This window comes from Tanticharoenia sakaeratensis NBRC 103193 (assembly GCF_000963885.1).
GTDB classification, from domain to species: domain Bacteria; phylum Pseudomonadota; class Alphaproteobacteria; order Acetobacterales; family Acetobacteraceae; genus Tanticharoenia; species Tanticharoenia sakaeratensis.
In genome coordinates, this window is sequence record NZ_BALE01000019.1 from 1 (window position 1) to 14,884 (window position 14,884).

13 protein-coding genes are annotated in these 14,884 nt (G+C 63.7%); 4 read left to right on the top strand and 9 right to left on the bottom strand.

Annotation, left to right across the window (positions count from 1 at the left end; all coding sequences use genetic code 11):
- Positions 1-89 precede the first annotated feature (89 nt).
- Genes B8446_RS08155 through B8446_RS08165 form a run of 3 tightly spaced genes read left to right on the top strand, consistent with a single transcriptional unit; the run spans position 90 to position 5,350 of the window.
- Positions 90-1,490 carry a TonB-dependent receptor gene (locus tag B8446_RS08155; RefSeq protein ID WP_373277140.1) on the top strand — a complete coding sequence of 467 codons (1,401 nt, stop codon included), beginning with the start codon at positions 90-92 and terminating at the stop codon, positions 1,488-1,490.
- Positions 1,490-3,484 (top strand): alpha-amylase family protein, encoded by a 1,995-nt coding sequence (locus tag B8446_RS08160; protein ID WP_053053768.1) that lies wholly within the window; start codon positions 1,490-1,492, stop codon positions 3,482-3,484. The genes B8446_RS08155 and B8446_RS08160 overlap by 1 nt, the downstream gene beginning before the upstream one ends.
- Positions 3,485-3,490: 6 nt before the next feature.
- Entirely contained in the window at positions 3,491-5,350 is a 1,860-nt protein-coding gene (locus B8446_RS08165; protein WP_048848868.1) for a beta-galactosidase, read from the top strand.
- On the opposite strand, the gene B8446_RS08170 is transcribed toward B8446_RS08165, so the two are convergent.
- A complete protein-coding gene (locus tag B8446_RS08170) occupies positions 5,347-5,844 on the bottom strand; it encodes a flavin reductase family protein (protein WP_048848869.1) in 498 nt (165 codons plus the stop codon). The genes B8446_RS08165 and B8446_RS08170 overlap by 4 nt on opposite strands.
- A gap of 84 nt (positions 5,845-5,928) precedes the next feature.
- Here B8446_RS08170 and hpxZ point away from each other — a divergent pair, with 84 nt between their 5' ends.
- On the top strand, positions 5,929-6,309 hold the full coding sequence (hpxZ, locus tag B8446_RS08175; protein WP_048848870.1) for an oxalurate catabolism protein HpxZ: 381 nt from the start codon (positions 5,929-5,931) through the stop codon (positions 6,307-6,309).
- Between the two features lie 30 nt (positions 6,310-6,339).
- On the opposite strand, the gene B8446_RS08180 is transcribed toward hpxZ, so the two are convergent.
- The 8 genes from B8446_RS08180 to B8446_RS08215 are packed head-to-tail and all read right to left on the bottom strand — an operon-like array spanning position 6,340 to position 14,882.
- Positions 6,340-7,224 (bottom strand): ABC transporter permease, encoded by an 885-nt coding sequence (locus tag B8446_RS08180; RefSeq protein ID WP_048848871.1) that lies wholly within the window; start codon positions 7,222-7,224, stop codon positions 6,340-6,342.
- A complete protein-coding gene (locus tag B8446_RS08185) occupies positions 7,221-8,231 on the bottom strand; it encodes an ABC transporter permease (protein WP_048848872.1) in 1,011 nt (336 codons plus the stop codon). The genes B8446_RS08180 and B8446_RS08185 overlap by 4 nt, the downstream gene beginning before the upstream one ends.
- A complete protein-coding gene (locus tag B8446_RS08190) occupies positions 8,221-9,711 on the bottom strand; it encodes an ABC transporter ATP-binding protein (RefSeq protein ID WP_048848873.1) in 1,491 nt (496 codons plus the stop codon). Before B8446_RS08190 ends, B8446_RS08185 begins: the two co-directional genes overlap by 11 nt.
- A gap of 1 nt (position 9,712) precedes the next feature.
- Complete coding sequence (locus B8446_RS08195) at positions 9,713-10,702, bottom strand: BMP family protein (RefSeq protein ID WP_048848948.1); 990 nt, start codon at positions 10,700-10,702, stop codon at positions 9,713-9,715.
- 10 nt (positions 10,703-10,712) lie between these two features.
- On the bottom strand, positions 10,713-12,218 hold the full coding sequence (locus tag B8446_RS08200) for an amidohydrolase family protein (RefSeq protein WP_053053770.1): 1,506 nt from the start codon (positions 12,216-12,218) through the stop codon (positions 10,713-10,715).
- The gene (locus B8446_RS08205; protein WP_048848874.1) at positions 12,215-12,703 is read right to left on the bottom strand and encodes a nucleoside deaminase; all 489 of its coding nucleotides are present in this window, start codon (positions 12,701-12,703) and stop codon (positions 12,215-12,217) included. Before B8446_RS08205 ends, B8446_RS08200 begins: the two co-directional genes overlap by 4 nt.
- Complete coding sequence (locus tag B8446_RS08210; protein ID WP_048848875.1) at positions 12,700-14,049, bottom strand: FAD-binding oxidoreductase; 1,350 nt, start codon at positions 14,047-14,049, stop codon at positions 12,700-12,702. The genes B8446_RS08205 and B8446_RS08210 overlap by 4 nt, the downstream gene beginning before the upstream one ends.
- Entirely contained in the window at positions 14,046-14,882 is an 837-nt protein-coding gene (locus tag B8446_RS08215; RefSeq protein WP_048848876.1) for a creatininase family protein, read from the bottom strand. Before B8446_RS08215 ends, B8446_RS08210 begins: the two co-directional genes overlap by 4 nt.
- Positions 14,883-14,884 lie beyond the last annotated feature (2 nt).

Sequence of the window (14,884 nt, forward strand, 5' to 3'; positions counted from 1 at the left end):
AAGCAGCAGGATATGAACCGGATTAACGTGGAACGGCTCTAGGAGACACCAATTATTACCAGCTCAACTCCGAACAGCGCCATTCGCTGATCATCGGAGCGCCCGTGTCGCTCAATCTCGGCCATGGCCTGACGCTTACGACCGAGCCCTACTGGATGCATTTTCACGGGGCCGGAAATGACGGCCAGGACCAGAACGAATATGGCTATAACGGCACGCAGCCGACCGGAAACCTGAATATTCCGGGCAACATGGACGGGCAGGCCGCCATCCTTGCCGTCGACAACTTCAACCAAACCGTCACCGGGTTCAACAACACGCTCTCATGGAAGCGCGGCCACAATGAGCTGCAGGCAGGCTACTGGTACGAGTATTACAATCACACGGAGCAGGCTCCGTTCGAACCGCTGGGCGCCAACGGGCTTGCCGCCAATTTCTGGGGCCAGTCGCCGATCCTGACCGACACCGGCACGCCGATCATGCAGTTCAATATCCATCTTGTCGAGCAGACCAATGCCCTGTTCCTGTCCGACACCTACAAGATGCTGAACGATCGCCTGGTGCTGAATGCAGGCTTCAAATACGTGATGCTGACCTATCACTCGACGAACCTGATCCCGGGCGACGACTACAATTACGGCCGCAGCGACGCCGAGCCGCTGCCGCAGGTCTCCGTCAGCTACAAGCTCACGAAGCATGACCAGATCTATTTCGACGCTGCCACGGCCTTTCGCGAACCCAGCGGAATCCTCGTCTATGGCAACCTGTGGGACGCCAACAGCCCGACCGTCGATGAAGAACACGCGACCAATCTGAAGGCGGAATATTCGATCTCGGAGGAGCTCGGATGGCGCCATACCGGCCTCGTGAACGTCAGCGCCTCGGTCTTCAATTACAACATGAGCAATCGCCAGAGTTCGACCTCGCAGTATTTCGGAGGCCGGCTGATTTCAACCTACATCAATGCGGGCGGCCAGACCTCACGCGGTGTCCAGGTGGCGCTGGGCCTGCGGCCGTGGCACTATTTCAGCCCTTACGTCTCGTTCCAGTATCTGCACGCGACGCTGGACAACAATCTCGGCAACGGCACCGACTATATTCCAAGTGCCGGAAAAATCGCGATCTACAGCCCGAAATTCACCGTCAATACCGGCCTTTCCTATGACAATGGCCATATTTTCGGCAACGGCTACATGAGCTATGTGAGCTCGCAATACTCGACCTTCATGGACAACGCGACGCTGCCGGCTTATGCGGTCGGCAATATCACGCTGGGATATCGCTTCCGCAATGTATGGCTTGCGAAATCGCCCCAGGTACAGCTCAATGTCCTGAACGTGACGGACAACAAATATCTCTCTTCCGGCGGCGGAAGCTTCACCGCGAAGACGATCAAGGGTGTCTACGGTCACACGATTACGGGAAGCCAGCCGCTCTATACGGTCGGCGGCGGTTTCGGCCTCGTGGTTTCGGTTTCAAGCGGGTTCTGATGACAGCAAAACGCCTTCTTCCTCTCGCTGCCCTTCTGTCAGGCACGGCCCTCGCCGCGCAGCCTCCGCTGACGACGGGCGCGCCGCGGACCACGCTTTCGGCGACAGGAGGTCAGTTCGGCAATGCCGCGATCGGCTTTACCTGGACCACGTCGAATAATCGCCTGACGGACGCCGCGATTATCGACCGTCTGCACGGCAATCGGAGCCTGCACCTCGTCGCACCGTTTTCGATCCGCCTTGCGACCGGCGAGACGATCACGAGCGCCATGCTGACGCTCGATCACGCGCCGGAACTGACACGGATCACGGCCGATCCGGAAGCTGCCAGGGCTGCGGATCAGAAAGAGGGTCTTGCACTGCGTGCGACATTCCACGATCCGAAAAATCGTCTGACGGTCGCATGGCGTCTCGAGCAGCGGGATCAATCGCCCTACCTGCGCGAGCTGATCTCCGTCACGGCGAATGGCGCCCCCCTCCCGATCAAGGGCGTTGACCTGCTGGATGCCTGGGACGACGACGGCGAGGTCTCGGGCGATGTCGACGGCTCGCCCGTCGTGATCGGGGACATGTATTTCGGCATCGAAAATCCTCTGTCCAACAATCTCGCGTTCAATGGCCGGTCCCGCCTGACGTTGCCGCAGGCGCTGCCGCTGCAGCCCGGCCATACGCTCGATGTGTCGGCGGTGGCAGGCGTTGTCCGGCACGGGCAGATGCGACGGGATTTCCAGCTCTATCTGGAGGCGCAGCGCGCGCACCCCTACCGGCCGTTCCTGAACTATAATTCGTGGTACGATATCGGCTATTTCACACCCTACACTCAGGCGCAGGCCGAGGATCGGATCCGCACGTTCGGCGACGAACTCGTGCGCAAGCGCGGCGTACAGCTCGACTCCTTCCTGTTTGATGATGGTTGGGACGACTACAAGGGAAACTGGGATTTCAGCCGCGATTTTCCGAAAGGATTCGCACCCCTCGCCGATCTCGCCCGACAGTATGGCGCGCAGCCGGGGATCTGGCTGAGTCCGTGGGGCGGCTACGGCAAGCCGGTGCAGATGCGCGTCGAGGCAGGGCGCAAACTCGGCTACGAAACGGCGGGAGACGGGTTTGCGCTGTCCGGCCCGCATTATTATCAGCGCTTTCATGACGTGGTCATGCATCTGCTGGACCAGGGCGTGAACCAGTTCAAGTTCGACGGCACCGGCAATGCAGACAAGGTCGTTCCCGGCAGCCCGTTCATGAGCGATTTCGACGCGGCGATTCATCTGATCGGCGACATTCGGGCCGACAAGCCGCAGACCTATATCAACCTGACGACGGGCACCTACCCTTCCCCGTTCTGGTTGTGTTACGCGGATTCGATCTGGCGTGGTGGCGAAGACGACATGCTGCTGGGCGTAGGCACGAAACGCCAGCGATGGATCACCTATCGCGACAGCGACACGTATCATAACATTGTCGTCCGGGCGCCGCTTTTTCCGCTCAACTCCCTGATGCTGCACGGCATCATCTTCGCGCAGAAGAACCAGCGGCTGAACACCGATCCGGGACATGATTTTGCCGACGAGGTTCATTCGTTCTTCGCGACCGGCACGCAGGAGCAGGAGCTGTACGTCACGCCATCCCTGCTGCATGCGCAGGATTGGGACCTGATCGCGCAGACGGCAAAATGGGCACGCACGAATGCCGATATCCTGCGGGACAGCCACTGGGTGGGCGGAGATCCCGGTCGTCTCGAAGTCTATGGGTGGGCCGCATGGACGCCGCAGAAAGCATTTCTGACATTGCGCAATCCTGACGACCGGCCGCAACGTTTCCTGCTCGATCTGCGTCGGGCACTGGAACTGCCGGACGGCGAGACCACCCGTTTCGCCGCGCATGCGCTGTGGAGCCACGGCAATACGCCCGGCACGCTGGATGCCGATACGCCTGTGGTCATCACCCTCGCACCTTTCGAATTGCGCACTCTTGAGCTGATACCAGCAAAGAACTGACGTTTCATGACCGGCGGGCCGACCAGACGGGATCTCCTGCGCATCGGCGTATTCGCAACGCTGTCCGCTCCGGCGGCGCGCGCAAGACCAGTACATGAGCCCGTTCCGGATGGGCGGCCGCATCATCTGACGTTCGTGCCCGACGGTTTTGCGCTCGATGGACAGCCGTTCCAGATCCGAGCCGGAGAACTTCATCCGGTGCGCATCCCGCGCTCCTGCTGGCGTCAGCGCATTCAGATGGTGCGTGCCATGGGGCTCAACACCGTGTCCGTCTACATCATGTGGAACGTCGTCGAGCCGCAACCCGGCCGCTTCGTATTCGACGATCGAGGCGATATTTCTGCGTTTCTCGAACTGTGCCGGGCGGAGGGCATGTGGGTCTATCTACGCCCCGGACCATATGTCTGCGCGGAATGGGATCTGGGCGGACTGCCGGCATGGCTTCTGTATGAAGGCGATGTGCGGCTGCGCACCACCGATCCCGCATTTTTGAGCCCGGCATCACGCTATATCGCCCTGATCGCATCCCTCGTGGCACCTTATATGGCATCGAACGGGGGCCCGATCCTGATGCTTCAGGTCGAGAACGAATATGCGTCCTTCGGGCATGATCGCACCTATCTCGAGGCGATCGCGACGTGCTGGCGTTCGAACGGCATCGAGGGCCCGTTCTCCATCGCCGACGGATTGCCGCAGCTACGCGCGGCAGGCACGACATTGCACGATGTGGCTGTCGGACTGGACGGCGAGACGGCACCGCCCGGAACGCTTTCGCCCGGCGGCCCGGTCTGGATCAGCGAGGCCTATCCCGGCTGGCTGACGCATTGGGGCGACAAGTCGATGGCGCGCGTGGATTTCGAGTCCGATTTCCGCACGATCCTGAAGCGGAACCTGTCCTTCAGCCTGTATGTCGCGCATGGCGGCACGAATTTCGGGTTTGGAGCCGGGGCCAATGCGGGACATGACGGCGGCCGGTTCCAGCCGGTCGTGACCAGCTATGACTATGATGCGCCAATCACGGAAAATGGCCACCCGAGCGCGAAATATCAGTCCATGCGCGCGATGCTGGCCGGCGTTACCGGGCGTCCTTCCCGGCCGCTGCCGGAGTTGTCACGCGCTTCGGATTTCCAGCCGGTGATGGCCCGCCACGGCGGCGACCCGCGACTCGCATTTGGTCGGGCGGTCTCCAGTGACATTCCGCAGTCACTGGAGACGGCGCTTCATCAGCCTCATGGCATTGGTCGCTATACGTGCATGCTCCCGGCGGGTCCTGCCGCCACCTTGCATCTGGGTGCCGTCCACGATGTGGCGAGTGTCTTCCTCGACCAGACCGATATCGGCACGGTCTCCCGCGTCTGGCGGGAGGGGCAGCCGCCACATCCGGATACCTCGATCGCTATTCCGGCGCGCGCGCATCCCGCCAGGCTTGAGGTGCTGATCGACAGCTTCGGCCATATCGGCTACGGGCCGGCGCTCGGCGACCGCAAGGGTCTGCTCGGTCCGGTGATGCTTGGCGACATGCCTGTCACGGGCTGGAAAATTCAGGGCCTGTCTCTGGACGAGGCTGATGTCGCTCGTCTGCGGGCTCTCCCTGAAACCACACCGCGCGCGGGTCTGGTCCTGTTCCGGGCGGACGTCCATCTGGAGACCGTTGCCGACATCTACGTGGATCTCGGGACATGGCCACGTGGCTATGCGTGGGTCAACGGCCATCTGCTGGGACGGTACTGGTCGATGGGCCCGCAAAGACGCCTGTTCTGCCCTGCCGAATTTTGGCGGCAGGGCTCGAACGACATCATGCTGCTGGACTGGCATGCGACCGACCCACATTCGATCTCGGGATTTGCCGACGCCGGAGACGCCTAGACGGAAACGTAACCGCGGCGGAACCACACGAGGCCGCGTGCATCATGGCCGGGCACCACGATCTGCTCGACCTCGGCGAAAATGACGGTGTGGCTGCCGACATCGGCCGTCTCCGTCACACGGCATTCCAGCGTCGCCAGGGCATCTTCCAAGATCGGCAGGCCCGTTTCACCGACCGTCCAGCGGCCCGAGGCAAAGCGTGTCTCCATGTCGAACTTGGAACTCGCGAACACGCCCGACAGCGCATCATGCGCGGACGACAGGACATTGACCGCCAGTTTCCCATGCGCCAGCAGATGCGGATGGGAACTGGCGTTGCGGTTGACGCAGACGAGCAGCGTGGGCGGGCTGTCCGAGACACTGCTGACCGCCGACACGGTAAAGCCATGGCGGCCATTGGGGCCGTCGGTCGTCACGATGGTCACGGCGCTCGCCAGCAGCGACATCGCCTCGCGGAAGGCCAGCGCCTGCGATGGCACGATCGTTTCGGTCATTTCGGATGCTCCACATTCATTACGTCTGCCGTATGGGCGCAGGATGCGATAAGTTCGCCTTTCCAACAACCGCAGAGAGTGGCCATGGACACGAGGCTCAACGAACCCGCCATCCTTCAGGAGTTGGAGATAGCGTCCGACGCTTACGAGCGCGCGCTGGCCGACAACGATATCGAAACGCTCGATCGCCTGTTCCATGACGGCCCGGAGGTCGTGCGCTACGGCGTCACCGAATGTCTTTACGGCGCGGAAGAAATCGCGGCCTTCCGGCGCGCACGGACCGGCGGCTCCCCGCCGCGCGAGAATCTGAAACGCGTCATCACGACGATCGGCAGCGACGTCGGCTGCGTCAATATCGAGTTCCAGCGGCTTGGCGGCAGCAAGCGGGGGCGGCAGAGCCAGACCTGGTGGCGCGGTCCCGATGGCTGGCGCGTGATTTCGGCACACGTGTCGCTGATGGGGTGAGCCGCGCCTGACATCACCTGCCCGGCGGCTTCAGTCCCGCTGCTCGCGGCGCCACGGCACACCCAGCGCCGCAGGCTGCCGGGCACGGCCGAAAAGGCCTGATATGGCGAGCGCCGACACCAGATAAGGCAACGCCAGAAACAACTGTGGTGGCATGCGGGCCGCGTCGAGCTGGATGACGAACTGCAGCGCATCCAGACAGCCGAACAGAACCGCGCAGGCTGCAACGGCAATCGGTCGCCAGCGCCCGAAGATCACCATGGCCAGCGCTGCAAAGCCCTGCCCCGCCACGACGGATTCCCGGAACAGCCCGATCTGGCACACCACGAGATAGGCGCCTCCAAGAGCGCCGGCGAGGCAGGACAGTCGCAAGCCCCACATCCGCAGACGTTCGACATCGAGACCGGCCGTCGCCGCTGCCTGAGGCGCTTCCCCGGCGGCGCGGAGGTTCAGGCCGACGCGGGACCGCCGCAGGGCGATCTCGGCGAGAGGAACCAGCAGGAGGAGCGCATAGAATGGCAGCGTGAGCCCCAGGGCGTCCGTCTTCGGAAGGGTCAGCGTCGCCAGCGTCACGCCTGGCGGGCAGTCCAGCCTGTAAAGGTACGCAGCCACGCCGGTCGCCAGTGCGTTGAACAATACGCCGACCACAAGCTGGCTTGCCCGCGCCCGGATGACGAACCATCCCAGCAGTTCCGCGCCCAGAAGACCCGTCGGAATCGCCGCAAGCAGGGCGACCACGACCGAATGCGTGTGCTCTGCCACGACGTAGCCCGCGAATGCGCCCAAGGTGAGCATGCCCTCGAGACCGATGTTGAGGACGCCTGCGCTTTCCGCGAATGTCTCGCCAAGTGCTGCGATCAGGATCGGCATGGCGAGCCGAAGCCCGGTCGCAAGCAGTGCCAGGATCGCACTCATGCGCGCGTCAACCGTCCGCGCCTGAGCGCCGGCAACGCAAGAGCCGTGAGCACCAGCAGACTTTCGAAGATCGAGACGATGGCGGACGGGATCTGGAAATCGCGCTGCATCGCACCGCCGCCTGCGATCAACGCGGCATAGATGAATGCCACCGGCACGGTGCGCAGGGGATGCAGTCCGGCGAGAATGGCAACGACGATGCCCTGAAAGCCGATGCCCTGTCCCATTCCGTCGATCAGCCGGTGCTGAAGCCCCAGCACGTCACACCAGCCGCCAAGGCCTGCGAGACCGCCGCCGCCGATCGCGGCCATGACCCACACGAGACCCGTGGCAATCCCGCCGTAGCGGGCAGCCTGAGGGCCCAGGCCCGTCATGCGCAGGACATAACCCGCCCGCGTCATGGACAGCAGCCCGGCCAGCAGGATTGCGGCCAGGACCGCCACGAGCACGCCGACATGCGCATGAAGGCCGGCAAGGCGCGGCATCCATTGCGCGCGTGCAAGGGCTGCCGTCTGCGGGAGATCGCTGCCGGCACGGATCGGGCCGCTCACCAGATACTGGACGATGAAGATCGCAACGAAGTTCATCATGAGGGAGCCGAGGACTTCGTTCCCGCCGAAGCGGGCGCGTGCGATGCCCGTCAGGGACGCCCAGAATCCGCCCAGGGCGAATGCGAAGATCAGCGACAGCGGCAGGAAAGCCCACGGGCTCAGGCCCGGCCAGACGATGGCCGTCAGGATCGCGCCCAGCGCGCCGCCCAGGTAGCAGCCGTCAAAGCCGAGATAGAGCAGGCCCGAGCGCCAGCAGACGATCGTCGCAAGCGCACAGAACTCCAACGGCGCCATGGCAATCAACGCAGCCGAAAGCCCGTGACGCGAGCGCACGGCGTAGGTCGCGATGTCCCACCATGCACGCCAGGGTGCGACATGGAATGGCAGGAGAAGCCCTATGGTCAGGGCGACCAGACACGCGACAGCCAGCCCCTGGCGCCATCGTTCACGCAGCATTGCCGTGCACTCCCGCCATTGCATGCGCCAGTTCACCAAGATCCGCCTCATCACGTGCAACGGCCGGCGTCAGGCGGCCCGCACTGAGGACGGCGATCTGATCCGCGCGATCAAAAATCTCGTCGAGATCGGACGAAATCAGAACGACGGCCGCACCCTCCAGACGCAGGGCATCGATTTCGGACCAGATTGCCGCAGCCGCCGCAACATCCACGCCACGGGTCGGATAGACCGCGATCAGCACGGTCGGTCTGCCCGACACCTCGCGCGCGACGATCAGCTTCTGCCGGTTGCCACCCGACAAGGACGCCGTGCGCAATGCCGGGTCGGCCGGCACGACATGACCTGCTTCGAGGATAGCGCGCGCGCGCGCGCGCAACGCATCCGGCCAGAGCAGGAATCCCCGCGCGCGTCTCCCCAGCTCGGCCGTCTCCTCCAACGTGGCTGCACCGATACTCCCGACATGCCCACGATCGGCGGGCACATACGCGACGCCCGCCGCGCGACGGTGCGCCACGCTCAGACCGGCAATGGAATGGCCGTCAAGCACGAGTGCGTCGCACGATGCGGGCATGAGACCCGCGATGGCATCGGCGAGTTCAGTCTGACCGTTCCCATCCACGCCGGCAATTCCGAAAATCTCGCCTGCCCTTACCGAAAACGTCACACCGATCCTGTTTCCCGGAAGACGAAGTCCACGCACGAGAAGCCGTTCGGCAGCGGGCGCGATCCGGGATCGGATCGGAAGCGCCGGCGCGTCACCCATCATGAGGCGCGACAACGCACCGAGATCGTAGGTTCCGCGTGCCCGGGTCTCGATGATCCGTCCGCGGCGCATCACGCTGACGCGGTCCGCCAGTTGCATGATTTCCGCGAGCTTGTGCGTGACGAGCAGCACGGCATGTCCTGCATCGCGCAGTTGCCGAAGCAAGGCGAACAGACCCGCGATCTCGTCGGGCGCCAGAACGGCGGTCGGCTCGTCGAGGATCAGGAGATCCGCTTTTCCGTAAAGCAGTTTCATGATCTCGACGCGCTGCCGCACGCCGATCGGCAGGGTTTCGATCCGTGCCGCGCAGTCGAGACGCAGCCCGTGCGCGGCCCCAAGAGCCTCGATCCTGCGTCGGGCCGCTGACCAGTCCGGAAACTGCCTGAAAGGACCGCGCCCTTCATCACGACCGAGCAGGATGTTCTCGATCACGCTCAGGGTCGGCACGAGCATGAATTCCTGATGCACCATGCCGATGCCACAGGCCTGCGCATCGGCGCTGCTCTCGAAGGCATGTGCCACGCTGTCGATCCGGACGCAGCCGGCATCGGGCCGGTAGAGACCATACAGCACCTGCATGAGGCTGCTCTTGCCCGCCCCGTTCTCGCCCAGCAGCACGTGGATTTCGCCGGGACGCACTTCCAGAGAGACATCGTCGAGCGCGACCACCTCACCGAATGTCTTGCTGACATGATCGAGTGCATAGACCGGCATGTCAGCCTCCCGTCGCCGGTTGCGGGTTGATCGTGCCGTTCGAAAGGCCGGACCAGATCTGCGCAAAACGATCAGCCGCCGCGGCTGTCACGAGAGCAGGATTGACCGTGCCGCCACGCCATTTCATGGCCCAAAGCTGATCGAGACGCGGCGCCCATATGCCGCCGCCCGGAAAGGCGCGCGCCTGCGTCAGACGAACAATCTCTTCGACCATCCAGGGAATATTGATGACCGTACTGGAGGCGACGGCCTTCGGCGCCACCATCCACTGATCGGTGTAGCAGCCGATGGCGCGCACGCCCGCTTCCTCAGCGCCACGAAGCGCACCCAGTCCCGTGACGTCCGCCGCATGCCAGATCACGCCGGCACCATGGCCGATCATGGTCGACGCCGCTTCCCGCCCCAGGCTCGCATTGTTGAAATCCCCCGGAACGATGCCCATCGCGTTGATCCCCGGAACGGTCGCGCGCGCACCGTCCTCGAAACGATACATCATGCGTCTCTGGGACGGGTTATCCTGGCCGCCGACAAATCCGACGCCGCGCCCCGCAGGAGCAATCAGCGCGGCCAGCGCACCGGCGGCGTAGGACAGGGCATAATAATTCATATCGACGAATGCGACATTTTTTGGAATCGTATCATCAGGCGCGAAAGCCGTCACGAAAAAGGACTGATCGGGATAATCCGGACCGATTTCCTGAAATGTCGCGGTAAACTCGAAACCGTGGCCGATCACCAGATCATAGCCGTCCTCGGCATACCCCCGGGACATGGCCATGACATCGGCCTGCGCTACGTTTTCGGCATAACCGGTGACGCAGCCTGCGCGGCTCACCTGCTGCAATCCCATATAGGCAAGCTGGTTCCAGCCGCCGTCGCCGATCGTCCCGTTCATGATCAGCGCGACGCGAAACGGCCGTGTCGCCCGGGCGAAACCGGGGATGGCAGCGAGTGCCAGCGTCGCGAATGTCCGTCGGCCGATCAGGGGCACGCGCGTAGGCTCATGCAAGCGGCGCTGTGCGACGGACGTCGAACGCATCGTCCAGCGTGTCCGTCTGCGCGCGCTGATACATCGCCTTGACCCACGGCGCGCTGACGGCGGCATGACGCGACAGCTCGGGGCAGATGACACGCTTGTACCATCTCGCCATATCGACGATTTCGGCGCGGATCGCGTCTTCATCGATCGTCGTCAGCCTGCGCTCTTCCATGACCACCCGGCCGCGAATGATCGAGGTGCGCACCACGTCTTCGCCCGCGCTGAACGCAAGGTGCCGGATCGGGTCGTACATGGGGATCATTCCCCATTCGTTGCGATCGAGGAGGATGATATCGGCGGATTTTCCGACCTCAAGGGAGGCGACCTCGTCCTGCATCAGGCTCGAGCGCGCTGCGGCGTGGGTTGCCATGTGCAGCACTTCGTGCGCGCTGACCCATTGTTCGTAATCCGGCGTGCCGATCTTGTGAATCAATGAGGCCAGCCGGAATGCCTGCAGAAGATTCGCCGTATCGGCCGATGCCACCCCATCGCAGCCGAGCGCCACGTTGACACCCGCACGCAGAAGCTTGCGCACAGGCGAGACGCCCGATCCCAGCTTGAGATTGGCCAACGGGTTGTGGGTAATCGAGCAGCGCGCCTGACCCATCATCGCGATATCGGCATCCGTCAGCCAGATCGCATGGTTCATCGTCAGCCGATGCGTCATGCATCCGGTCTCACGCAGCCAGGAGGGCAGGGTCATGCCGTATTTGCGCTGACCGGTGACGGCCTGCGTGCGCGTTTCCAGCACATGGCAATGAATGGGCGTATCGTCTCGTTCCGAGATTTCGGCCACATGACGCAGGAGCTTTTCCGAACAGCGCTGCGGTCCGCTCGGTCCCAGGATGATGCGGATCCCGTCGCGCCCGTGCCACATCGCGCGCAGTTCTTCATGCAGTTCGATCTGCGCTTCGGTGGCGGTGCCGTCCTGCGCGGCAATGCGCGCACGGACCTCGGCCGGCAGGATCTCGTCCATGTAGGGCAGACTTGCAACGTAATCCTCGTCCCACATCGACGTCGTGATCCAGCCGCGCAGACCGAGGTCCCGATAGGCCTGTGCCGCCTGATCGACCGCCGTCGGCTTGAAATGCAGGTCGATCAGGTCGTCCTGCAGGGACGTGACGCCGGATCGGATCGACACGATGCCGACCAGCATCGCGCGCAGGTAATGCAGCCGGGGCGGCAGATCAGGCAGATAGAAAAGCGGGTAGACCTCATTCAGCCAGAGTTCGAGGGGCTGGTTATCGTACCGCCCCATTTCGAACGCCTCGTTCGAATGCATGTGAGCATCGATCAGACCCGGCATGACGATGCGGTTCTGGGCATCAATCACCCGCGCGCCCGGCGGGACGGGCAGATCGACACCCACATCCGCGATCCGGTCGCCGTCGATCAGGACGTCTCCCCGCTCCAGAACGCGTCCGGCGATATCATTGACGATGACATGACCGCCCTTGATCATGATCATGACGCGTCGCCCCAGAATTCAGCCTGCAGCAGTGCCGCTTCGTCCGACAGCATCGGGCCGACGACCTCGACCATCTGCTGGCCCGCCGCGAACACGGTGCGGCAGGGAAGATCTAGCGTGGGATTTTCCGGATGCGCGCCGGTAGCGGCCTTCAGATCGGCTTCGGACTGCCCGTACACCACCCGGCCGATTCCGGACCAGTAGATCGCGCCCGCACACATCGCACAGGGTTCGGCCGAGCTGTAGAGCGTCGTGTTCCGAAGACGCGCGCTGCCGTATGTCCGGCTGGCACGACTGGCCAGCAGACGTTCGGCATGGGCCGTCATGTCGTGGCCCTCGGCCGAAAAGCCGTTGCCCTGCTCCATCAGCACCGTCCCGTCCGCATCGACCAGGATCGAGCCGAACGGATGGTCTCCGCCTTCGCGCGCGCGACGGGCCACTGCAAAGGCCTGTCGCAGGAAGAAGGCATCATCGAGCCCGCTCATGACAGAAGCCCCGCGCTGAGCATCTTGCCCGGATTCATCAGCCCCAACGGATCATAACGACGTTTTTCGGCCGCAAGGTCGGGCGAGGCAACGCGATGCATGCCCCCCTCCTCGATTGTCCAGACATGCGGATTGGCGATGAGCACGCCACGCGATTCATGTTCCGCGATGATGTCGTTCAGGCGCGCCTCGTCGCTGAAGCGCACGACAGGCAGAGCGGCGCAGGAAATCCCTCCCGCCATGACCATGAATTCCAGATGCATCATCACCTCGTCGCCGAACAGCGTGGCAATTTCCGCGACCTTGTCCAGTGTCCCGTCCGGCGGATATCCGCTTTGAAGATAAGTGTATCCCCGGTCCTTTTTCAGAACCTGCAAGGTCGTGTGGTTCCAGGTCAGCTCGTAGAGCGGCGTCTGGCCGGGCGTGTTCTCAGCTTCGAGCGTATCGGCCTCGTGAAACACCACGCCGCCCGCAGCCGTTGCCAGCTCCCGCGTCGTCTCGACGCCCGATGGCGCGATCATGAGCAATACGAGGGCCGCCCCGGCCGGCCCCTTGTCACGAAGGCTGCCGAAAAACGGCAGGAGCTTCTCGTCCATGACCGATACGAGCTTTTTCTGAACGCCCGCCTGCATCGCAATGTCGCGTCCGAATGCCGCTGCCTGCGCGAAATCGGGAAAGGCTACGGCCATGTCCTGCCATGCGACGGCCGGCTCGACCGTGATCTCGACTTCGGACATGAGACCCGTCGTGCCGTACGTATGCAGGATCGAGCGCACGGCCGGCCCACGGACCTCGACCGCTTCGGGCATGTCACCGGCACCAACGACGCGCCCCGCCAAGACATTGCCCGGCGTTGCAAGGCCGCCCCATCGCACCGACCCGATGCCGCCCGAGCCGCCGCAGAGAAAGCCGCCGATCGTCGCGGTGCGCTTGGTCGATGGATACATGCGCAGTTCCCATCCCTGCGCCCGCAATGCCCGGTCGAGTTCCAGCATGTTCATGCCGGCCTGCACCCGGGCGATCCCGTCCCGCACCCACAACAGATGCGATAGCCCCGTCATGTCGACGATGGCGCCACCTTCCAGCGGCACCGCCTGACCATAATTGCCCGTCCCGCCACCCCGGGGGGTCAGACTGGTTCCGGTTGCGCGCGCCGCCTCGACGATTGCGATCAGATCCGCCTCGTCGCGCGGCAGGACGACGATTTCACCGAACCGGTCGTCGAGCTGACGCTTCAGGACCGGGCTATACCAGTAGAAGTCACGGCTTTTCCGCTTCACGAGCGCGGGTTCGGTCTGGACGGGGATGTCGCCGAGCTGCGCTGCGAAGGCGTCCACGCCGCTCACAGCCCGAGCGCTCCATGCGCCGGCACGATACGGTCCAGCGGATAGGCTGCGATTTCCTCCAGCAGTTCGAGAAAGCCTGCAACCCACTGGTCCGCCACCGCGCGCCCTTTCTCGGCAGTGGCGATGCTGGCGTCGCCGGCTGCACCCGATGCGTGCAGATCCTGCGCGAGCCAGCCGAAACCCACCCGTCCCTCTGCTTCAAGCCAGCGCGCGCTTTGCGCAAGTTCCGCAGGCCACGGCGCGAAGTTTCCAGCGCGCTCCATCTCGACCAGATCGGGACGGAAATGCAGCATCAGCGACGTCTCGATATCGCCGCCATGGATACCGAAGCGCCGCTCCGCGTCGGTGAACAGGCCGTCAGGCACGCCGAAACGCGACCAGCCGACGCAGACGACGAACATGTCGTGCGTGCGACGCAGTGTGCGCGCCACGATATCGAGAATCTGCGGCTGCCCGCCATGGGAATTGAGCAGGACGAGCCTGCGCACGCCCGCGCGTGCGACGCATTCGCCGATTTCGATCAGAACGCGCGTCAGGGTCTCGGCACTGAGCGTCAGGGTGCCGGGATAGGCGATATGTTCCTCGCTCTTGCCGACCGACTGAATCGGCAGGGCCGTGGCCGGAACGCTGTCGGGCAGCAGATCGAGCGCGCGATCCAGAAGATGCTCGTTCAGGCAGGCATCGACATAGACCGGCAGATGCGGCCCATGCTGCTCGATCGCGGCCACCGGCAGGATCGCGACCGTCTCGGACGGAAGGGCACGGAACTGCCGCGAGATCATGTCGCACCAACGCTTCTTCGGCCAGAATACCTCTTTGCGCACGTCACTCATCG

Coding starts and splice junctions, on each gene's coding strand:
- B8446_RS08165 (WP_048848868.1), top strand. CDS start 3,491: ATGACCGGCGGGCCGACCAGACGGGATCTCCTGCGCATCGGCGTATTC.
- B8446_RS08200 (WP_053053770.1), bottom strand. CDS start 12,218: ATGATCATGATCAAGGGCGGTCATGTCATCGTCAATGATATCGCCGGA.
- B8446_RS08215 (WP_048848876.1), bottom strand. CDS start 14,882: ATGAGTGACGTGCGCAAAGAGGTATTCTGGCCGAAGAAGCGTTGGTGC.
- B8446_RS08190 (WP_048848873.1), bottom strand. CDS start 9,711: ATGCCGGTCTATGCACTCGATCATGTCAGCAAGACATTCGGTGAGGTG.
- B8446_RS08170 (WP_048848869.1), bottom strand. CDS start 5,844: ATGACCGAAACGATCGTGCCATCGCAGGCGCTGGCCTTCCGCGAGGCG.
- B8446_RS08180 (WP_048848871.1), bottom strand. CDS start 7,224: ATGAGTGCGATCCTGGCACTGCTTGCGACCGGGCTTCGGCTCGCCATG.
- B8446_RS08185 (WP_048848872.1), bottom strand. CDS start 8,231: ATGCTGCGTGAACGATGGCGCCAGGGGCTGGCTGTCGCGTGTCTGGTC.
- hpxZ (WP_048848870.1), top strand. CDS start 5,929: ATGGACACGAGGCTCAACGAACCCGCCATCCTTCAGGAGTTGGAGATA.
- B8446_RS08160 (WP_053053768.1), top strand. CDS start 1,490: ATGACAGCAAAACGCCTTCTTCCTCTCGCTGCCCTTCTGTCAGGCACG.
- B8446_RS08205 (WP_048848874.1), bottom strand. CDS start 12,703: ATGAGCGGGCTCGATGATGCCTTCTTCCTGCGACAGGCCTTTGCAGTG.